This window comes from Pedobacter metabolipauper (genome assembly GCF_004362715.1).
GTDB classification, from domain to species: domain Bacteria; phylum Bacteroidota; class Bacteroidia; order Sphingobacteriales; family Sphingobacteriaceae; genus Pedobacter; species Pedobacter metabolipauper.
The window spans coordinates 1,319,026-1,339,956 of record NZ_SNYC01000003.1; the positions used below are offsets into that span (position 1 = coordinate 1,319,026).

The 20,931-nt window shown below is 40.8% G+C and carries 15 protein-coding genes and 1 riboswitch; of the genes, 7 read left to right on the forward strand and 8 right to left on the reverse strand.

The features are described 5' to 3' along the window. Positions 1-3: 3 nt before the first annotated feature. Positions 4-960 (forward strand): FecR family protein, encoded by a 957-nt coding sequence (locus tag ATK78_RS05780; RefSeq protein WP_133575077.1) that lies wholly within the window; start codon positions 4-6, stop codon positions 958-960. After that, the gene (locus ATK78_RS05785) at positions 957-2,702 is read left to right on the forward strand and encodes an STN and carboxypeptidase regulatory-like domain-containing protein (protein WP_243732453.1); all 1,746 of its coding nucleotides are present in this window, start codon (positions 957-959) and stop codon (positions 2,700-2,702) included. Before ATK78_RS05780 ends, ATK78_RS05785 begins: the two co-directional genes overlap by 4 nt. On the opposite strand, the gene ATK78_RS05790 is transcribed toward ATK78_RS05785, so the two are convergent. The 7 genes from ATK78_RS05790 to ATK78_RS05820 form a co-directional block, all read right to left on the reverse strand. Continuing rightward, positions 2,695-3,390: an SIR2 family NAD-dependent protein deacylase gene (locus tag ATK78_RS05790; protein WP_133575078.1), complete on the reverse strand. Its 696-nt coding sequence runs from the start codon at positions 3,388-3,390 to the stop codon at positions 2,695-2,697. The two genes, ATK78_RS05785 and ATK78_RS05790, sit on opposite strands and share 8 nt — an antisense overlap. A gap of 178 nt (positions 3,391-3,568) precedes the next feature. Continuing rightward, the gene (locus ATK78_RS05795) at positions 3,569-4,162 is read right to left on the reverse strand and encodes a DUF6580 family putative transport protein (protein ID WP_133575079.1); all 594 of its coding nucleotides are present in this window, start codon (positions 4,160-4,162) and stop codon (positions 3,569-3,571) included. A gap of 76 nt (positions 4,163-4,238) precedes the next feature. Beyond that, positions 4,239-5,348: a cell surface protein gene (locus ATK78_RS05800; protein WP_243732454.1), complete on the reverse strand. Its 1,110-nt coding sequence runs from the start codon at positions 5,346-5,348 to the stop codon at positions 4,239-4,241. Between the two features lie 25 nt (positions 5,349-5,373). Continuing rightward, entirely contained in the window at positions 5,374-6,486 is a 1,113-nt protein-coding gene (locus tag ATK78_RS05805) for a YncE family protein (protein ID WP_133575080.1), read from the reverse strand. Positions 6,487-6,509: 23 nt separating this feature from the next. Beyond that, on the reverse strand, positions 6,510-7,733 hold the full coding sequence (locus tag ATK78_RS05810) for a YncE family protein (RefSeq protein ID WP_243732455.1): 1,224 nt from the start codon (positions 7,731-7,733) through the stop codon (positions 6,510-6,512). Positions 7,734-7,735: 2 nt separating this feature from the next. Then, complete coding sequence (locus ATK78_RS05815) at positions 7,736-9,790, reverse strand: TonB-dependent receptor plug domain-containing protein (RefSeq protein WP_133575081.1); 2,055 nt, start codon at positions 9,788-9,790, stop codon at positions 7,736-7,738. A gap of 95 nt (positions 9,791-9,885) precedes the next feature. Beyond that, positions 9,886-10,085: riboswitch (cobalamin riboswitch) on the reverse strand. Positions 10,086-10,087: 2 nt separating this feature from the next. After that, a complete protein-coding gene (locus ATK78_RS05820; protein WP_133575082.1) occupies positions 10,088-10,966 on the reverse strand; it encodes a polyphosphate kinase 2 family protein in 879 nt (292 codons plus the stop codon). Between the two features lie 139 nt (positions 10,967-11,105). On the opposite strand from ATK78_RS05820, the gene ATK78_RS05825 reads away from it, so the two are divergent. The 5 genes from ATK78_RS05825 to ATK78_RS05845 all read left to right on the forward strand — a co-directional run bounded on the left by ATK78_RS05825 (position 11,106) and on the right by ATK78_RS05845 (position 20,418). Beyond that, positions 11,106-11,489 carry a BlaI/MecI/CopY family transcriptional regulator gene (locus ATK78_RS05825; RefSeq protein ID WP_133575083.1) on the forward strand — a complete coding sequence of 128 codons (384 nt, stop codon included), beginning with the start codon at positions 11,106-11,108 and terminating at the stop codon, positions 11,487-11,489. Next, positions 11,489-13,015: a M56 family metallopeptidase gene (locus tag ATK78_RS05830; protein WP_133575084.1), complete on the forward strand. Its 1,527-nt coding sequence runs from the start codon at positions 11,489-11,491 to the stop codon at positions 13,013-13,015. Before ATK78_RS05825 ends, ATK78_RS05830 begins: the two co-directional genes overlap by 1 nt. Before the next feature lie 10 nt (positions 13,016-13,025). Then, complete coding sequence (locus tag ATK78_RS05835; protein ID WP_133575085.1) at positions 13,026-14,465, forward strand: TlpA family protein disulfide reductase; 1,440 nt, start codon at positions 13,026-13,028, stop codon at positions 14,463-14,465. Positions 14,466-14,735: 270 nt separating this feature from the next. Further along, positions 14,736-17,180 carry a transglycosylase domain-containing protein gene (locus ATK78_RS05840; RefSeq protein ID WP_133575086.1) on the forward strand — a complete coding sequence of 815 codons (2,445 nt, stop codon included), beginning with the start codon at positions 14,736-14,738 and terminating at the stop codon, positions 17,178-17,180. A gap of 67 nt (positions 17,181-17,247) precedes the next feature. After that, the gene (locus ATK78_RS05845; protein WP_133575087.1) at positions 17,248-20,418 is read left to right on the forward strand and encodes a basic secretory protein-like protein; all 3,171 of its coding nucleotides are present in this window, start codon (positions 17,248-17,250) and stop codon (positions 20,416-20,418) included. A 36-nt stretch (positions 20,419-20,454) separates the two neighbouring features. On the opposite strand, the gene ATK78_RS05850 is transcribed toward ATK78_RS05845, so the two are convergent. Next, positions 20,455-20,805 (reverse strand): GIY-YIG nuclease family protein, encoded by a 351-nt coding sequence (locus ATK78_RS05850; protein WP_133575088.1) that lies wholly within the window; start codon positions 20,803-20,805, stop codon positions 20,455-20,457. Between the last annotated feature and the right edge of the window lie 126 nt (positions 20,806-20,931).

Genomic DNA, 20,931 nt, shown 5'->3' on the forward strand with positions numbered 1-20,931 from the left:
AAGATGACTGACGAATTATTGATAAAGTTTCTTTTAAAAGAAGCAAATGAAGAAGAAAATACGGAGATCGTTGAATGGCTGTCTGCTGACCCTGCCAACAGGGATAAATATATTCAGCTGGAAAAGATCTGGGATGCCAGTAAAAAATTGGCCTTAGCAAGTGATATTGATGAGAACCAGGCCTGGCTAAAATTCAAAGCTAAGGCCACACCAGCACAAACTGCTGTGATACGTCCGTTAAGACAGCCTTATCCCTGGTTAAAAATAGCAGCAGTATTCATTGCCATATTTGGTGCATGGATGGCTTACTCGCTATTTAACCCAAAATATACTGCGTTAATTGCAGGAAACCAGGTGGTTACCGAGCAGCTTCCAGATGGTTCTGAGATCATTTTAAACAAGAACTCAGAGATCAGCTATGCACGTAACTTTAAAGAACACCGCAGCATCCGCTTAACTAAGGGTAATGTATTTTTTAATGTTGCCCCCGATAAAGCAAGACCCTTTGTGATCGATGCAGATAAAGTGTCGGTAACAGTGGTAGGTACCTCATTTAATGTGAAACACCTTCAAGATGAAACTGAAGTCATTGTAGAAACAGGAATTGTAAAAGTCAGGCTGGGCGCAGAAGAAATTGTTTTGGTAAAAGGAGAAAAAGCTTTGATCAAAGGATCTTCAAAAAAGCTGATCAAAGAGAAAAACACCGAACTCCTCTACAATTATTACAGAAGTAAAGTTTTTATTGCCAACAATACCCCGCTGATCTTACTCATTGATGCACTGAATGAGGGCTATAATGCAGATATTGTACTTGATCCTACGCTTAAAACGGAAAAGATCTTTATTACCCTGAAACAGGATAAGCCGCTCGACTATAATTTAAAATTAATTGCTGATGCGGTAGCAGGACTTAAAATTACACGTAACGGTACTCAAATCTTTTTGTCTAACGTCAAATGATGAAATTTAGACTCTTATTGATCCTGCTGGTTCTAACCGGTTTCTGTTACGCACAAAACCCGGCAACTCCAAACAGGAGGAATTTAGACCGCTATGTTAACCTGGACATCAGGCAGCAGCCAATATCCGGCGTGTTGAGTAAAATGAGTAAAGACTGCAATTTTTACTTTGCGTACAGCACCTCCATCCTGAAACAGGACAGCATCGTAAACATTAAAGTAAAGGACATGCCGGTTAGGGATGTCCTTGATCAGCTTTTCGATGGAAAGGTAGATTATAAGGAAAACGGGGAATACATCATCCTGCGATATGCAGCAAATCACCTGACCATTGAACCGGAGAACATTACTACGGCCGACAACCTATACCTGATCAGCGGGTTTATTGTGGATACCCGAACCGGGAAAAAAGTTAAACAGGCCAGTGTATACGAAAAACGCTTAATTCAATCGACCCTTACGGACGATAATGGTTTTTTCAGTCTTAAGTTTAAAGGGGATTACAATGCAGTGGTATTAACTGCCAGCAAAGAATCTTACCGCGATACTTCTCTTGTTTTTTTATCGGATATTGCCATTAAGCCCGAAGGTGTTAAAGACGGTGGTATGGGCTGGGGCACTGCGGTTTTCAATTCCATAGAAAATTCGGGCATCAGCAGGTTCTTTATTTCATCCAGGCAACGGATCCAAAGTTTAAACATTCCATATTATCTCGCAAACAGCCCTTTTCAGGCATCAATCCTTCCTGGCTTTAGTTCTCATGGCATCATGAGCTCACAAGTTGTGAATAAGCTGTCTTTGAATATCCTTGGCGGTTATACTGCCGGTGTAGATGGTGTTGAACTGGCCGGACTGTTCAATATTAACAAAGGAAATGTGAGGTCTGTTCAATTTGCCGGATTGTTTAATACAGTGGGTGGTTCTGTAGAAGGTGTGCAGGGTGCCGGTTTAGTAAATGATGTACGGACAAATATGGAAGGCATACAAATGGCAGGCCTGTTTAACCATGTCATAAAAAATGCAAAAGGTATACAGCTTGCTGGTTTAGGAAATGTAGTGTCAGATTCTTTAACTGGCATTCAGGTTGCCGGATTGGGCAACATTACCAGTAAGGCTACAGACGGAATACAAATTGCAGGACTTGGGAACATTACCTCCAAAAGCCTGAATGGAATGCAGATTGCCGGCCTGGTTAACTACGCTACGGATATGAATGGGGTTCAAATCGGCCTGATCAATATTTCTGGCAGAAATACAGGTTATAGTATTGGCCTGATCAATTATGTGCATCATGGCTATCACAAGATCAGCCTGTCCTCCAATGAAACGATCCATGCGAACATCTCTTTAAAAACGGGCAATTCGAAATTGTACAATATTATACTGGCCGGTAAAAATTACGGCGACTCTGCCCGCATAGAAACTGCGGGTTTAGGATTTGGTCACGACATTATATTCAATAATACCCTTTCTGCAGCGGCAGAAATAACCGGGCAATTCCTGTACCTTGGTAACTGGGACTATACCAACACGTTAACCAGGATTCAAACCAACCTGCAATTGCAGGTCTTTAAGGGACTTACGTTATACGGCGGACCAGTATACTCCATTTACTCGAGTAATGCCCCTACAGGCTCCAGTGCGAAAGGATACAAACAACAGATTGCACCAGCAAAGCACCACAGTTTTGATCCGAATGTTAAAGGATGGCTTGGCTGGAACGTTGGCATTACCATTATGTAAGATCATTAAGCAGCAGGCCTGCTGCTTCTGCAACACCGGAGGTAGCCTTTTTTTCGATCTTAATGACATTCTGGTAGCGTTTAACATCAGGGCTCTTTGGATCTATAATGTATTTTGGTGTTAACCGCGGAACAAAATCTATGAGGCCTGCGGCAGGATAAACGGCTAAGGAAGTGCCGATCAGCATAAAGATATCTGCTTCAGAACAAATCTCTGCAGCCTTCTGGATCATTGGCACTGCTTCTCCAAACCAGACCACATGTGGCCTAAGCTGTGAACCCAATTCGCAGAATGTCCCCATTTCAATTTCCCAGCCTGTAATTGGATAGGTCAGCTGAGGATCGAGATCCGATTGCGAACGCGTAATTACCCCATGCAGATGGGTAACATTGGATGATCCCGCACGCTCATGCAGATCGTCTATGTTTTGGGTAATGATCAGTACCTCAAAATGTGCTTCGAGTGCGGCCAATTGCCGGTGTGCCGCATTAGGCAAGGCATCAATTACCTGCCTGCGTCTTTGATTGTAAAAGTCCTGTACCAGGGCCGGGTCTTTTTGCCAGGCTTCCGGAGTGGCTACATCGTAAACATTATATCCTTCCCACAGGCCATCGCTGTCCCTGAAGGTTTTCAATCCGCTTTCTGCGCTGATCCCTGCTCCGGTAAGCACCACCAATTTCTTTTTCATAACCATAAAAAATTAAGGACGAAAAAGGCGCCTGTTGGGCGCCTTTTCTATATGCCGTTTACTGCTAAACGCTTTTTAAAGTTCTTTAAATGATTTCTGATTTGATCTGATTGCGTTTCAAACGTTCTCAAACGTTTTCAGAATGTTCACTAACGTTCTCAAACGTTCTCAACGTTCTCTAAATGGCTCTTTCCTTAGCCAGGCTTAAGTATGGATATTTTACTTTTAACAGTTCAAAAGAACCGAACATTAATATACCATAAGCAATAGTTCCATAAACGAACCTCAGTTCAAAAGGTATTGCGCTGTATAAGCACAGCCAAAAACCGGATAAGGTTTGAGGATACATGGAAGAACCAAGCCAAACGCCAAAGTCGGTAACGATCCAGTGGATCAATACCACTGCAAAAGTACCCAGAACAAAGTTCAGCACATTTACTTTCTTAACGATCAACCTGCCTGCAAGAACCATTAGTGCAAAAGCAAGGTATGTCCAGTACCAGCCTTCATACAAAAAGCCGGTGCTGTATTCCTTATAGATGGTTAAGGAAAGGATCAGATCAGTTATTAACAAGGTAGCCAATGGTATGCCAAACGATTTAAATGCATTTTTAAAATATGCACCACTGAATAATGTAATTGCCCCTACCGCAGAAAAGTTTGCGATATCCTTAAAATTATCGGAAAAAGGAGCTACTGTACGGAGTACAGTGATCAGCAGTACGATCAGCAAAAGAATTGCTGTACGTTGATTGAATTTAGATTCAGACATATTTTTAATTTATGATGCAAAGTTATAGTATTTCCTTCGGAAAATAAAACGCGGCATTTTGTTTAAACCGCAATTGTTATTTAACCAGGCTTAAGTCGGCAATACCTACAACTTCAGTAGACAGCTCGCCAAGTATAGTAAGATCTGCCATAATTCCAGTCTGGATCTTAATAAAGTCGATCCCTTTCAGTGTTACTTTCTTTCCATCTTTATCTATTGCATTTGCAATATCTACTTTATCACTTCCTGCTTTATTGTTATCTGCATAACCATATTCAAAAGCTGCAGAAACACTGCCTTTAATTCCTGTAGAAGGCAATAAGGTACCAGTACGGGTAAATTCATTTTCAGGGATCCATAGCGGATAGTGTACCAGTTTATGGAAACTTTGTTTAACTACACCCGTATTTCCTTTATTGTCTTTCCACGATACGCTTAAAACCGGTGGCGTTGGCCTGGTATAGGTCACTGCATAATCTCTTACATATCCAGGTTTACCAAACTCACTTCCTGCAAGCTCATACCAGGTATCATCCGGCTTACCATTGCCATTTTCATCCTGCATTACCCAAACCACACCTGGTTCAGAAAAATTAGCGAATGCGTTGCCATAAACAATGATGTCTTCCTTATCTGCCTGGTTGATTACCGTATGGTCAAAACCATAAACGGCAAAACCACCAAAAGAACCTAAGCTTACGCCGGTAGTTGCTTTTTTACCGACAATGGTTTCTGCACTGGTTTGCGCACCCCAGCCTGCTTCATTCATAAACTGACCGGCTGCAGGTCCGAATTCGAAGAATTTAGTCACATACATATTGCTGTTTGCAGTTACAGGAACTTCAGGAACACCTACAGTCACCGTATATTCATGTGTAAATGATCCGGCAGAATTCGTTGCTTTATACTTGATGACATACGTTCCCGATTTTGGTGGTGTAAATTCAAAGATCGAAGTATTGCTTTTCACTTCTCCATTCAGTGTCCATTCCTGATCATAGCTATTGCCAAGCTGATTTTCAGCCTTAAGGACAACCATTGTCGCAACCTGCCCGGTAAATGCAGTTACTCCAACCGCCATTTTAACATTGGGTGCTAAAATTACTTCCTCTTCATCTTTCTTACAGGCTGTCAAAATACTTAAGCTTAATAAAGCCAGCAGCAGGTAGTTTTTTACGCTCATCATTATGTATTAGTTTGTTAATTTATTTCTATTTGTAGCTGTAGTTGAATACGGCAGTTTGTGGTGCAGATCCGGTTTTAAATTCAAATTTCTTCACTCCTGCAGCAGTAAAACCAATTACTTTTCCTTCGGCGCCATAGAAATTTGCATCAGATACCAAAACCTCATTGTTAAATGTGTTGATCGTTACGCCATAAGGGCTGTTAATTACGGTGGCATCGGTAATGAAATTCGACTCCAGTTCTCCAGTACCCAGGTTGAAAGATTTAAAGTAAGGATCCAAATAATCTCCAATCACAAAACCTTTGGTTCCGGTCACTCTTAAAAACTCCAGGCTAACTTTATCGTTTGTACCCGTTTTAGTATCAGATATACTGTTTATTTTGTCCAGAGATGGCTTAATGTCAGCGTAGTTACCTTTGGTAAGTACAAAAAGGTCTCCTGAGTTTGTTGCTGAAATGCGGGTTGGGTTAAATCCTACAGTGATGTCTTTGGTTTTCGTAAAGGTATTCAGGTCTACTACAGAAACCGATGAGTTGTCTGCTGTTCCAAATTGAAAGTGCGCCGAGTTTGTTACGTATAACTTGTTGTTTACTACCGCAACTTCTTCAAGGGCACCACCTACTTTAAGTCTGCCATCAATGGTCAGGCTTGCGGTATCAATTTTCGTGATGCTGCCGTCGTAACCGGAAACATAAGCCTTATTTTTATTAAATACGATGAACCTTGGCAAAAAGCCAGCTGCTGCATCAGATAATGAGATCCTTTTAATGGACTTACCAGTAGCAATGCTGATCACTTCCAGGTAAGAGTCTTTTGCTTCAAATGTTGTTCCTGTAATTACACAGTACATTTTGCTGCCATATAGTTTAAGGTCATTGGCATTGGTACCAAGATCTGTATTGTTCTGTTTTTTGAAGTAATCTTTGTCGGAAGTTCCCGTTGCAGCATCATAATAGGTGATGGAGCTGTTATTTGCAGTTCCGTAGGGTCCTTCACACAGCACATATATACCAAGCGTTGATGTCGGTACCGGCTCCAATACGACCAGGCCCCTGTCTTTCTTACAGGAAGTAAATGTTGAAATACCAATCAGCGACATAGCGATCAGTTTTCCGTAATTTAGAGTTGTTTTATTCATTGTATTTAATTGTTTTTATTATTCTATTTATAAATGAAGGCAAACTGAGCAGGGATATCCCCTGTTTGAACGGACCATTTTTTCTTACCACTGGTATCGAAGCAATACAACACACCAGGCGTTATGTAGTCTGTGGCATCGGTTACGAAAACATCTTTTGTGATTGGATGAATGGCAATTCCATAAGGCTTTTTAATCAGTTTATCGGTACCATCCGTAATAAATTTCCGGGTAAGCAATGTCTCGTCCTTTACATTCAGCATTGCATAAGAAACCGTAGACTGCCCGGTAATTACATTAAACTCATCACTGTAGATATAGGCCAGATCATCAGATATGACCAAATTACCGGCTGCAATATCAAATGTCTTTTTAACCCGATCGGTTTGTGTACTGATCACAAATAACTTCGATGGAATATCGCCGTAATCACCTCTTGAGGTTACATACAGATCTCCATATTTATCTGCCTTTAACCGGTGCAGGTTAATCCCCACATCAATTCGCTTAGTTTCAGTAAATGTGGCCAGATCAATTACCGATACCGTATGTTCATAGTTTGAAGGTGTATATCCGCCTGAATTTGCGACGTACAATTTGTTGTCCACTACAGCCATTTCTTCCGGCTGTCTGCCCACATCTATTCGTTTGATCTCTTTTAAAGTACCCGTATCTATTTGTGCTACAATACCATTGGGCGAGTTCGGATCACCGATTGTACCCAGGTAAGCACTTACATAGGCCTTGCCATTACTAAACGTAATGTAGCGGCAATTGGTGATGTCTATTTGCTGAATTCGCTTACCCGTATTCACGTTCAATACTTCTACCTTATTTGAGTTATTTACAATTACATACAGCTTGGAGCCATACACACCAATATCATTTCCAACATCACCGAGACCTTTAGTCACCTCTGGATTGGCCTGGTTGTACACATTTCTGCGGTATTGGCCTTTAGTAAAATCTACATAATCCAGAGAGGCCTTATTCATGTCCATATTACCTTCATTTACCAGGTAAAGTCCTTTTACAACTGCATTTGGTTCTGCAGGGAAAAGTGTGTCTACCACTTCCTCAGGAATCGGCTGGGCTTCTTTACGGCAGGATATGAATGTAACCGAAAACATGATCGAAATTACAACAAGAAACTTTTTTGATAGTCTTCCTCCATTTGAAAGTATGGCTTCTAAAAATAGAAGTGATGTTCGTCTGTATTTTAAAATATCCGATTGGCTTATTTTCATTTTTAATAGGTATAGGTTAATGTAAAACGATAGGACCGCCCCGGCATAGGAAAATTGGCTATAACATCATAATATTGATTCAACAGATTATTTACTTCTGCCGTTATTTTTATTTTATGCATAGCTGATCTTACCTGGTAATGTAAAGCGAGGTCATGTGTATACCAGGGCTCTACATAATTTGCTAAAATATTGGCCTTTTGATTGTACCGTTGTCCGGTGTAAATAAAACTATAGTTTAAAGCCAGGGCACGCCAGCCAGCTCCAGCCAGGAATGATCCGCTATGAACCGGGATATATGGGATCTGACGTTTGTAAGTCGAAGTTTCATTTGGCGTTACATCCACTGCATCCTGGTACGTATAATTAATTCCTGTAGTCAGCTCAACCTCCGGGTTAATCTGCCAGATATTCTGTATGTTGACATCCAGTCCACGGATTTCCACTTCTCCTATATTCTCTATGCTCCAGCGCTGTGGATTATTGGCTGGAACGGATACAATTTTATCTTTCACTTTATTATAATACACATCAGCCTGAACGGAGAATTGTTTAAGGACCAGTTTATCGAAGGCTTTGATATACGTTACTCCCAAGTCGTACTGCACTGTGTTTTCCGGGCGTATATAATTCCGTCTAAAATCGGTGTAATACAAATCGTTGAATGTTGGCATTCTAAAAATATGTTTATAGAATGACCGGATGCGGAATTCCTTACCGCTAAATGGCTGCCATGAAAGCATCACTGTAGGCGTTAGTTTCTGTTTGGTACCTGCAGGTGTGCCGTCTTTTACACGGTCGTACACATACGTTCCAAGCAGGTTGGCCTGTATGTCGAAACTATTAAAATTTAACCGGGTTGCCAGTGCGGCCAAAACATTCTGCCTGTCTGGATAAGCAAAGCTAAATAGATTGGCATCCAACGTATTGTACTGGTAATCTGTAGAAAGTACCACATCCCAAAAGGGATTGATCTGATACTGATTTGCGAGAGAAAGGTAAAGTTCCTTTTGATGGAACCTATTGTCTAAGATACCGTTTAAGGATACATTTTCAGGGTTAAGGTACCGGTTATAGTCGTAGGCAAATTTTGCTGCAGCCAGAATGCTGTACCTTTTGCTAACCATTTTCTGATAAGCAGATTGTACAAAGACATTCCGGTTCCAGGTTCTTTGCAGATAATCAAATTTATTGCTGATGATGGCTCCGGGCAGTCCCATTTCATCGTTATAGATATAAACCTTTGCACTAAAGGAACTGCTGTCTGCAAAATTACCATTCAGCCCAAGTTCCAGCCGCATTCTTTCCACATCTCCGTTGCTGCGTATGGCTGTGGTATCGTATACCCCATTGGTATACCTGAATTTATACTTTCCGGTTGCCTGGGTATACGCTGCGCTAACGGTACTGCTTAAACTATTGCTGAGCTTGCTTTGCCACAATACAGAAGGATTAACCAGTCCGAATGACCCCGTTTTAACTCCTGCGCGCAGATTATTGTTTCTGCCTTTTTCAAAAACAGGCTGTTTCGCTTTCAGGTAGAGTGAGCTGGCCGCGCTAAATCCTCTTGCAGATTGCAGGATCGTACTTTTCTGACCATTGTACAATTCAATTTCTTCAATATTATCCAGGCTGTATTTACCAAGATCTACCTGTCCGTTCTGTGCATTTCCGAGTTGAACGCCATCATAAAATACGGCGGTATGATTTGTTCCGAGACTTCTTACATTGATGGTTTTTAAACCGCCTATCCCTCCGTAATCCTTTAACTGTACGCCTGAAAAAAAGCGAACTGCATCGGCAACAGATAAACTGTTCAGCCGTTCCAGATCGGCCCCTGATAATATTTGAAGTGGTGTAGAAGAAGTTTGCCGCCTATTTAGCTTTTGTGATTTAATCTGTACTTCCTTAAGTCTGTTGATAGAATCGGCTAACCTGGTGGCAGTCGTATCGGTTTGTGCATACAAAAAAACAGGCATAAAAAGGCATGACCCCAATAGGGTTAAAAAAGCAGAAAGATGACACAGGCCGGTTAAGGCTTTTTTGTTTCTTCTCATTTTTGATGTGAGCAATTACCCACAGCAAACAGTTAGATCAAGGAAATGAAATACATGTATAAAGCACTCACTCCTAGCTTCAATCCCCGAAAGCTATGAAATTATACTTTATGGCAGGTCTTCTGACTTACTCCCGGTATCCTTCCTTCCCAACACGTCTTTTAAAAAGAATGGTCAGTGGTTTTGATTTGAATACCGTTCTAGAGCTTACAGCTGCGGGACAGTTACGGATTTACGCCGTATTCCCTTTTAATCCTGATTTATGAGATCAGGAACCAAAAAGCGATGCAAATGTACTCAATTATTAAGTAATTGTTCTTTTATCTCATCCAATTTTTGTTGTTCATCCTTTTCCAAAACCGGAAATTTGAGCTTCAATTGATCAAGGGTATCTGCTAAAATCTTGCTAATGACCAATCGGGCATACCATTTTTTATCTGCCGGAACAATGAACCATGGTGATTGTTCGGTTGATGTTTCTGTAATTGCGTCTTCATAGGCTTTCATATATTGCGGCCATAGCTCACGCTCGGTAATGTCTGATGAAGAGAACTTCCAGTTCTTTACCGGGTTATTGATCCGTTCCAGAAAACGCTCTTTTTGCTTGTCTTTAGATACATGGAGAAAGATCTTAATGATGATGGTTCCGTTTTCATGGAGATGCTGTTCAAAATTGCGGATACTTTCATAACGTTTCTTCCAGAACTTACCGTCAATCTTCTTTTCATCCCGGTATTCAGGAATTTTTTCGTTGAGTATATATTCCGGATGAACCTTGCACACCAGCACATTTTCATAGTGTGAGCGATTATGAATGCCAAGCCTGCCCCGTTCGGGCAATGCTTTATAATGACGCCATAGAAAATCATGTTCATATTCTTCAGAAGTTGGGGTCTTAAAACTATAGACCTGACAGCCCTGCGGATTTAATCCCGACATTACATGCTGTATGGCACTATCCTTACCGGCAGCATCCATCGCCTGAAAAATGATCAGTACAGAATTTGAATTTGCAGCGTATAAAGTTTCCTGGTAAGAACTCAGCTCACATTTGATCTCCCGCAACTCTTCTTTTCCTGCATCTTTTTCAATGGGACCTTTATAAGTAGTTGAATAGTTTTTAAGGGAGACCTTTTTTCCTGGCGTAGCCAAATACTGCGTTAATTCATCTCTCATAAGGTATTTTACTTTTATTTATATGTAGCGTAATAAAATTTTAGCATGAATTGTTTACAATATGATAAAAAATATAGAATATTTCTTTGATCTACGATATTTATCGTACTATTGTACGACAAATATCGTAGATCAAATTATGAAATTTAAACCAACCGAAAGTGAACTGGAAATATTACAGGTAATTTGGGAGAAAGACCATTGCACCGTTCGCGAAGTACATGAAGAACTTGCTAAAACCAAAGATTCCGTGTATACCACTACTCTAAAGCAAATGCAGGTCATGTTTGACAAGGGCATGGTAGAACGGGATGCAAGTTCGAAAACCCATATCTATAAAGCTTTGATCAGTCGCGATGAAACTCAAAAAACATTCCTGGATAAACTCATCTCTACAGTATTTACCGGTTCGGCATCCGACCTGGTCATCCAGGCACTCGGCAGGCATAAAACCTCAAAAGATGAAATAGAGACCATCAAAAAATATCTGGAACAATTTGATCAAAACAACAAGAATACGTAATGGAAAACTTCACACAAGCTATAAGCCACATTCTTGGAATGTCTATTGTTCATTCGTTATGGCAAGGACTATTGATATTTTTATTATTAAAAATCATATTGGTTTGCTTCCCGTCAATTTCAGCGGCTAAAAAGCATAATCTGTCTCTGGCGGCACTGTTTACTTTAACCGGGTGGTTCATATTCACTATAAATGATGAAGCAAACACGGTTAAACCACTTGTATACGCAGGCAATTCAGTGGTGTTTCCTACTGTCAGTGAGTCAGGGCCGATCCTATCGGTTAATGACGCTGCCTACCCTTATATTCATGTTATAGACGATTATCTGCCCTATATCACACTGGTTTACCTTATCGGTTTACTATTTCAGCTTGTTAAGCTTGGATTTACATGGAATGCCATCAGGCGCATCAGAGGTTCATTATCGCCGGTTCCCAATTCCATTGCTGAGCTTGTTAAACAGTTGACCACCAAGTTTGGCATTAAAAAACAGGTAGCCGTTATGCATAGCCGTCTGGTTAATGTGCCAGGCATTATTGGTTATGCCAGGCCATTGATTCTCCTGCCCTTTTCCTTTACCTGTAACCTATCTACTGATGAGGCCGAAACCATTCTGCTTCATGAGCTTGCGCATGTCAAAAGGAATGACTTTGTCGTTAATCTGATCCAGCGGTTTATTGGCATCATTCTTTTCTTTAATCCCTTTGTTCAGCTGATCAACACCATTATTGAGGGCGAGCGGGAAAACAGCTGCGATGATTTGGTGGTTAAAGTCACCAATAACCCTTTACTCTATGCCCATGCCCTTTTAAAACTCGAACAAACCGACAATGGGCATTTAAGCCTGGCACTGGCTGCTAAAAGTAAAAAGTACAGGCTGCTCACCCGGATCGACCGGATCATGAAAGCTGAAAAACTGACGATAAGTGCCCGAAATCTGCTCTTTGTAGTCCTTCTTTCTATTGGTTCTATTGGTAGTGTAGCATGGATTAGCCCGCTGTTTAACAATGGGGCCATTTCCAAAGGGGAAGAAAACGATTCATCTATTGATGAAAGTTTGGCTCTCCATAAAAAGTTACAGGTTAATCAAAGTTCAGCGACAGCAGAAGGCACTTCTTCGGCGGTTAAAAATCCAGATCCGGCCATAAGCAGCAATGGTTACTTTGATCCTGCGCTTGAAAAAATGTACAAACAAGCCCGTTTACATGTCAAAAACCTGGAAGGGGTTTTAAAGAGTCCAAGATATGGCAGCCCCGAAATAATAGCTGACATGGTTGCAGTCGAAGCGCAGCTTAAAAAAGCAGGATTCAGGTACACGCCTGAATTTCAAAAGAGAGCAGATAGTATTACAACTGAATTTGATGGATACCCGCTGGTGAAAAGAGAATACATATTTATGCATGACAGACTCAATCAATTGGCACTTTATCTGAGCAATCCGGAATACCAGCAGAAGATCCAAAAGATGTCTGTAGCAGAATATAAAAAGTACCTAAACTATATGAAAAAATTCGAGAACCTATAACCTGTTTTTTATGAAGTTAAGCTGTAAACTACTTACCCTTTTAATGTTCCTGACCGGGTTTAACCTGATTGCTCAATATCAGAATACCCCTGCTTCCTATCGTGATGGCTTTTTGAACTATTATCATAATAACCCGGATTCAGCTTTATTTTACGCTAAAAAACTGGCTGAAAATCCTGAATATGCCGGTTATTTGAAAGAAGCGCTGCATATGGATGTTTTCACTTATTTTTTGGAGTCGACTAAACAAAAAATGAAGGAGAAAGTTGATAAAAGCAACTATACAGTTTTTGAAGAAGACTATAGCAAAGTGGTAAAAAACTGTTATGAAACCATACGCTTACTGCATCATGACAACAATTCCACGCTTGTTAAAAGCGTGGAACCACTATATCTTTTTGCTGAAATAAAGCAATCGTCAGCTGATCTTACCAAACTGTCGAGCTTAACCAGCACTTTTATTGAATTGGTTCGATCTCAAAAAGATGGGTATCAGAATCGGTCGGCAACCTATGGTCTGCTAATCTACAGCGCCGTTGAGCCCGAAAAGAAACTGGAGAAGCAATCAGAAGCACTTCTTTCGGTACTGATTGGTAAATTATCTGATGAACAACCCATCATCAATATAAATAATTCTACCAATCTGCTGCTTGAGCGTCGTGCATGGTACCGGTACATGTATGCCGCTGCCAATCATTTCAAGGCCAGCAAACTGATCCGGTCCGGCGACCTGAATGGATCTTTATCCTATTTAAAAACCGCTGCAAAATACAGCCCGGACCTTACAGATATTCATAAATACAATGCGTATTTCAACGAAGCGTTCTATTTTGCCAATAGCCAAACCAACCGTTTTCAAATTGATTATTTAAATCGGCTAAACACACAAAACGGTGATAAAAATGAAAGATTGAATACGCTCCTCGATCTGGCCATTTCCAATCCCGTTCCATTTAAGGATAGTCTGAGAACATTTTACGCGGAGCACTTTTCTAAAAGAGAAAGTTTTGAGAAATTTTGGCGCGAGCAAATCAATGCTAGTTTAGATAAAGTACCTGCTTTTAACATGAAAGGCATGAATGGAACTATCTATTCATCTGCTGCGCTTACCGGAAAATGGATGCTTATTGATTTTTGGGGTACCTGGTGTGGTCCATGCAGGGAAGAACATCCCGTTTTACAGAAATTTTATCAAAGCAGTCAATCAGATCTTTCAGGCCGGATTGACCTGTTAACCATTGCCTGCAACGATTCCAAAGAAAATGTGAACTCCTACATGAATCAGTTTAACTATTCGTTTCCGGTGGCGATGGCAGATGACAGCATTGCAAAACGCTTTAACATCCTTGGATATCCTACAAAAGTGCTCATCACTCCTGAAGGCCATTACCTGAATATTCCTTTCGGTATAGACTGGGTGAATTTTGTGAAGCAATATGTTTCTCTTTAAATAAACTTCTATTTTATTATCTTTGTTTTACGCCTTTAAAACGTATCATCTAAATTTAGGTGCGTTTTAAAGGCGTATACCGTTTGATCCTTTTTTCTGTTATTATTGAGCTTTTATGAAATTAATAGTGCCTTTATTTTGTATCTGCAAGACCTGCAAATCTTGTTCAATTATAAATAGGGCGATCAACGAATTAATACGTTAATTTGCACTGTAAGTTTTAACACTTTTTAACATTAACTGTTTTACGTTTTTTTGATCTTTATCTCCATGTTTAAAGAAATTCCCAATAAATATATCCGTTACTTCAGCATATTTATTTTCTGTATCATTATCTTCTTCTGTGCGCTGCAGCTCAACTTCTTATGGTTATTTGGCTATTCTCCTACCCGTCATGATGTTCAATCGCCTACCCAGCGTGTAGGCTCTGAATTGTATACTTCAGACGGAAAACTGATCGGACGTTATTATAAAGAAAACCGTACACCTGTAAACTTCAGTGAAATTTCGCCAAGCGTGATCAATGCATTGGTGGCTACAGAAGACGTTCGTTTCTATAAACACATGGGCATAGATTTCCGCTCCCTGTTATCCAGTGGGATTTCCACGGCTACCGGCGATAAACGCGGTGCCAGTACCATTACCCAGCAGCTTGCAAAAAATCTATACCGAACCCGCTACAATAAATCTCAGGGTTTATTGAGCCATATTCCAGTGCTTCGAACACTGATCCCAAAACTTAAAGAATGGATGACCGCTGTAAAACTGGAATCCAATTACGAAAAGAACGATATCATTACCATGTACCTGAATACAGTTTCTTTTGGTAATAATGCCTATGGAATTAAAACAGCTTCCAGGATCTATTTCGACAAAGAAGCCAATACACTCGATGTTCCCGAAGCCGCAATGTTAGTGGGCATGCTCAAAGGAACATCCATGTACAATCCGATAAAAAACCCGGATAAGGCACTGGAAAGACGGAATGTAGCGCTGGCCCAGATGAATAAATATGATTACATCTCTGCTGCCCAGTTAAATACCTATAAAAATACACCCTTAAAGTTAAAGGAAGGGAGAATTGACAATGGCAGTGACGGAGATTCGTACTTACGCGCTGCTGTAGATAAGTACCTGGAAAAATGGTGCGAAGAAAATAATTACGACCTGTATGAGGATGGCCTGAAGATCTATACTACCATTGACTCCAAGCTGCAAAAATATGCAGAAGAGGCCGTTCAGGAACAAATGAAGATCTTACAGAAAAGGTTTTATAATGTTTGGGGCAATGAAAACCCATGGGAAGACTCTGAGGGAAATAAAGTGGACTATCCAAACCGTGCCATGAAGAACCTCCCTATTTATTCACTTCTTCAGAAAAAGTATAAGGATACACCAGATTCAGTTGATGCTTATTTTAATAAGAAAAAGAAGATGAAGATCTTTACCTGGAAAGGTGACCGCGATACCCTGTTTTCTACATTAGACTCCATCAGCTATTACGGAAAGATCATGAATACCGGAATGATGACACTGGACCCGTTTAACGGTAAGATAAAAGTTTGGGTGGGTGGTATTGATCATAAATTCTTTAAATATGATCACGTGAATCAATCTAAAAGACAAGCAGGATCTACCTTTAAGCCATTTGCTTATTTGGCTGCTCTTGAATCCGGCATGAGCCCATGTGATACATTTACAGACAAGCCGGTTAGTATAGCCTACCAGGAAAATGGCAAAACAGAATACTGGGAGCCAAAAAATGCAGACTGGAGTTATAGTTACCGTGAAATGTCATTACGTGCGGCAATGGGAAAATCTGTAAATACCGTAACGGCACAGGTTACTGAAAAAGTGGGTGCTGACAATGTTGTTAAATGGGCACATGAAACTGGCATTGAAAGCAACCTGGCTTCTGTCCCTTCCGTGAGCTTAGGTCCCAATGATGTATCCGTATTCGAAATGGTCCGCGCCTATGGTACCTTTCTGAATGATGGCATCAAAACAGACCCGATCCTGGTGGAAAAGATCACAGATCTGGACGACAATATCATCGAAGAATTTACTGCAAAAACTAAGCGGGTGTTAACCGAAGAAATTGCGTGGCTGATGCTTTATATGTTCAGAGGCGGAATGGATGAACCTGGTGGAACATCCCGTGCACTCTGGGAATGGGATCTTTGGAAAAAGAACAATCAGATTGGCGGAAAAACCGGCACTTCATCTGATTATGTAGATGCCTGGTACATGGGGATTACAAAAGACCTGGTTACCGGTGTTTGGGTTGGCTGTGATGAACGTACGGCGCATTTTAAGAATGGGGAAACTGGTGAAGGATCCAGAACAGCCTTACCGATCTTTGCTAAGTTTATGGAAAAGGTATATAAAGACCCTTCAACAGGCTATACCATGGGGCCTTTTCCAAAGTCGAAGGTGAAGATCACGCGGGACATCAACTGCCCTACGCCGGAATACAGCGTAGACACCAGTGCTACGGATAGTCTTGCGGTGGATTCTACAGAGTTTATCGTTCCGGATACCGAAGAGCAGCAGCCGGTCCAAAAAGAAGAAGTACTTCCTAAAAAGGAAGATCCTAAACCTGCAGAACCCGCGAAACAACCGGCAACTGTAGTTCCCCTGACAAAGAAAGAAGAGCGTGAACTGAAAAGAAAACAGCGTCAGGAAGAAAAAGAGAAGAAGAAAAAGGACCAGTAATTTTTTGTAAATTCAATACTATTTAATTCATTTATACTGCACATCTTTACTATATAAAATAATACATATGATATTAAGCTATACATTTTTGAAAAGATTGATCCCGCTGTTGATCTTCATAATGATATCTGCTGTGTCTGTCCAGGCTCAATATTTCGGACAGAATAAAGTGAGGTACAAAAGTGAAAAATTCAAAGTATTACAAACCCCTCATTTTGAGCTTTATTATTATTTGAAAAATGAGAAGATGATCCAAAAGATGGCTCAGGATGCTGAGACCTGGTATAAAATGCACCAGGAGATCTTTAGGGATACTTTTTTAACCAAAAACCCCATCATCCTTTACAATAACCATCCTGATTTTCAGCAAACCACTGCGCTTGACGGAGAGATTGGTATAGGAACAGGCGGGGTAACCGAATCGCTTAAAAACCGGGTAATTATGCCGGTGATGGAACTGAACAATCAAACCAGGCATGTTCTGGGCCATGAGCTTGTGCATGCATTCCAATACCATATTCTTTTGGAAAAAGATTCTCTTCCAATGGAAAATATTGGTCAGATCCCATTGTGGATGATCGAGGGGATGGCAGAGTATCTGTCGGTGGGCAAGGTAGACGCATTTACATCCATGTGGATGCGTGATGCGTTGCTAAACAGGGATATTCCATCTTTAAAAGACCTGACCAATTCTAACAAATATTTCCCTTACCGGTATGGACAGGCATTCTGGACCTTTGTAGGTTCTGTTTACGGAGATACTACCATTGTTCCCCTGTTTAAGGCAACGGCCAGATATGGCTATGAAAATGGCCTTAGATATACGTTTGGCTATGACGACAATACCTTATCTGGTTTATGGAAAAATGCCATTGAGTCACACTATCGGCCCATGCTGAAAGCCGACAGCTCACAGATTAAGATCAGCGGGACAAAGATCATAGACAATAAGAATGCAGGAAATATGAACGTGGCCCCTGCCATTAGTCCGGATGGTAAATATCTCGCTTTCTTATCTGAAAAAGACCTCTTTGGAATAGACCTTTTCCTCGCTGAAGCTAAAACCGGGAAGATCATTAAGAAGCTAAGCAGCCAGATCTCCAATTCACACATCGACGACTTTAACTTCCTGGAATCTGCAGGAACCTGGTCGCCAGACAGCAAGCAGTTTGCATTCAGTATTTTTAGTAAAGGTAAGAACCAGCTGATGATCCTGAATATAGAAAGCGGGAAGACAACCCTCCGTACGGATATGGGCGCAGTTGAACAGTTTGGAAACCTCACCTGGTCTTCAAACGGTCAGGATATTGCGTTTTCAGGTATGGTTGAGGGACAAAGCGATATTTTTTCTTACAACCTCAGCACAAAGAAACTTACACAGATTACCAACGATACCTATTCAGATTATGCACCAAACTTCTCTCCTGACGGAAAAAAGATCGCATTTTCTTCTGAACGGGCAGCTGTTAAGAAAAACAGCACGGATGCCGTTAACGCGATCAATCTAACCATGTTTGATATTGAAAGCGGTACACTAACAGATATCCCGGTATTTCCGGGAGCAAATAACCTGAATGCCCAGTTCTCCGGTGACAGCAAAAGATTATTCTTCCTATCCAACCGCGATGGCTTCAGGAACCTCTACGAATACGATCTGGTTAACAACAGTGTGAAACAGCTAACAGATTACTTTACCGGGATCAGCGGGATCACGGAGTTCTCTCCTGCAATCTCTGTTTCGAGAAATGACGACATTATTTATAGCTATTACCGCTCACAGCGTTATACGCTATACAATTCTCCATTAAGCAATTTCAAATCAAAACCGGTAGATGCCAATGATGTAAATTTTGATGCGGCAATCCTCCCTCCTAAAGAGAGCGCAGGCGTTGACATTGTCAATTCAAATCTTGGAAACTTTGAAAGGTTCGAGAAAACGTTAACGGACTCTATGAAACTGGTGCCCTATCGTCCTAAATTCAGATTGGATTACCTGGCTAACAGTGGCGTAGGTATTTCAACCAGTCGTTTTGGTACAGGAGCCCAGGGCGGTATTGTAGGGATGTTCAGTGATATCCTGGGCAGAAACCAGATCATTGCCAATCTTTCTATCAATGGAGAGATCTATGACTTTGGCGGATTGGTAGGTTACATTAACCAGGAGCACAGAATAAACTGGGGTGTGGCAGTTTCACATGTTCCTTATATTACGGGCTTTAGAGAGGTTGTTTACGATCAGCTTGAACTCAATGATGGTACTTACCTGGATGTAATCAACGACAGGACCAACCTGATCCGTACCTTTGAAGACCAGATCCAGCTATTTGGTGCTTATCCCTTCAATAAGATCCATAGGTTTGAGGCTGGAGGAGCATTCTCACATTTCGGCTACCGCATTGACCGGATCAATAACTATTATGACCTGAATTCAAATTATCTGACCTCAGATAAGGTAAAGGTGAATGCCAGTGATGCCAGTAATGAGTTTGGTGTTCCATTTAATCCATTCTCTATATTTCAGTTGAACGCTTCTTTTGTGGGCGACAATTCCCTTCAGGGATTAACTTCGCCTTTAGATGGATTTAGATACCGTTTTGGGATTGAGCAGTATTTTGGAGATTATAAATTCTCTGCGGTTACCGCTGATTTTAGAAAATACGTTCGGGTAAAGCCATTCACCATTGCAGCCAGAACATACAACTACCTTCGTATTGGTAAGGACGGTGAGAACTTATATCCGCTATATGCCGGTTATTCGTATTTCATCAGGGGATATGAGGCCAATTCATTTTACAACAGCAGCTCTGCTGAAAACGGATTTGACATCAATCAATTATCAGGAAGTAAAATGTCTGTCTTCAATTTTGAGATCCGGTTACCTTTTACCGGCCCTAAAAAATTAGCACAGATCCCTTCGGGATTGTTATTTACAGATCTGAATTTATTCTTTGATGCGGGATTGGCCTGGAATCAGGGTTCGGACGTAAAGTTTAAAAGCCAGCCTACGTACGAAACCTATGATGTACTTGATGAGAATAACCAGCCTATTGTAGATACTGAAGGAAATAAGATCACCAGTCAGCGCACGAATGAGCGCGTACCTGCACTCAGCATGGGTATCTCGCTTCGGGTAAATGTATTCGGATATTTTGTATTGGAGCCATATTATGCATTTCCATTCCAGCGCAAAGATATTAAAGCCGGTGTATTCGGTTTAACCTTCGCACCAGGCTGGTAATCCTATACTAGCCTGATTAAAGGTAATAACCTGGTGCTATGAAGCCATATTGAAAGGCATATTAACCTGGGTGATGATCTTCTTGTTGGTAATGATGTGTTCAAAATCAAGACCTATGGTCAGATCGATCCAATCCGGATTGCAGGATCTTACGATCCGTTCCTTTTGGGTTCTTGTAAACCGGCTTACCAGCTTGAAGCGGCTGAGTGCCTGGGCTTCGGTTTTAAACTCTTCAAAATAAACCAGACGGGTTAACTGGTGGCCGCTGTCCATGAATAAACAAGGCATTTGTTTATAAAAATCTAATGTTTTTAATAGATCAGAACTCATACCTACGTGTAAACTAGTACGGTTCCGGTCTGTCACAATGTATACGAATTTTTTCATGGCCTTAAGCTTTTAATTTATTAACTAATTAAATTAGTATACCTATTGTGTATTGTCATAAATATTACTAACTTTATTGGTACAATAATACTAACTATTTTAGTAAAAACAAATAAATTTTTAAAT

Bases quoted from the DNA above. Each gene is read 5' to 3' on its own strand.
- ATK78_RS05780 (WP_133575077.1), top strand. From the start codon at position 4: ATGACTGACGAATTATTGATAAAGTTTCTTTTAAAAGAAGCAAATGAA.
- ATK78_RS05785 (WP_243732453.1), top strand. From the start codon at position 957: ATGATGAAATTTAGACTCTTATTGATCCTGCTGGTTCTAACCGGTTTC.
- ATK78_RS05790 (WP_133575078.1), bottom strand. From the start codon at position 3,390: ATGAAAAAGAAATTGGTGGTGCTTACCGGAGCAGGGATCAGCGCAGAA.
- ATK78_RS05795 (WP_133575079.1), bottom strand. From the start codon at position 4,162: ATGTCTGAATCTAAATTCAATCAACGTACAGCAATTCTTTTGCTGATC.
- ATK78_RS05800 (WP_243732454.1), bottom strand. From the start codon at position 5,348: ATGATGAGCGTAAAAAACTACCTGCTGCTGGCTTTATTAAGCTTAAGT.
- ATK78_RS05805 (WP_133575080.1), bottom strand. From the start codon at position 6,486: ATGAATAAAACAACTCTAAATTACGGAAAACTGATCGCTATGTCGCTG.
- ATK78_RS05810 (WP_243732455.1), bottom strand. From the start codon at position 7,733: ATGAAAATAAGCCAATCGGATATTTTAAAATACAGACGAACATCACTT.
- ATK78_RS05815 (WP_133575081.1), bottom strand. From the start codon at position 9,790: ATGAGAAGAAACAAAAAAGCCTTAACCGGCCTGTGTCATCTTTCTGCT.
- ATK78_RS05820 (WP_133575082.1), bottom strand. From the start codon at position 10,966: ATGAGAGATGAATTAACGCAGTATTTGGCTACGCCAGGAAAAAAGGTC.
- ATK78_RS05825 (WP_133575083.1), top strand. From the start codon at position 11,106: ATGAAATTTAAACCAACCGAAAGTGAACTGGAAATATTACAGGTAATT.
- ATK78_RS05830 (WP_133575084.1), top strand. From the start codon at position 11,489: ATGGAAAACTTCACACAAGCTATAAGCCACATTCTTGGAATGTCTATT.
- ATK78_RS05835 (WP_133575085.1), top strand. From the start codon at position 13,026: ATGAAGTTAAGCTGTAAACTACTTACCCTTTTAATGTTCCTGACCGGG.
- ATK78_RS05840 (WP_133575086.1), top strand. From the start codon at position 14,736: ATGTTTAAAGAAATTCCCAATAAATATATCCGTTACTTCAGCATATTT.
- ATK78_RS05845 (WP_133575087.1), top strand. From the start codon at position 17,248: ATGATATTAAGCTATACATTTTTGAAAAGATTGATCCCGCTGTTGATC.
- ATK78_RS05850 (WP_133575088.1), bottom strand. From the start codon at position 20,805: ATGAAAAAATTCGTATACATTGTGACAGACCGGAACCGTACTAGTTTA.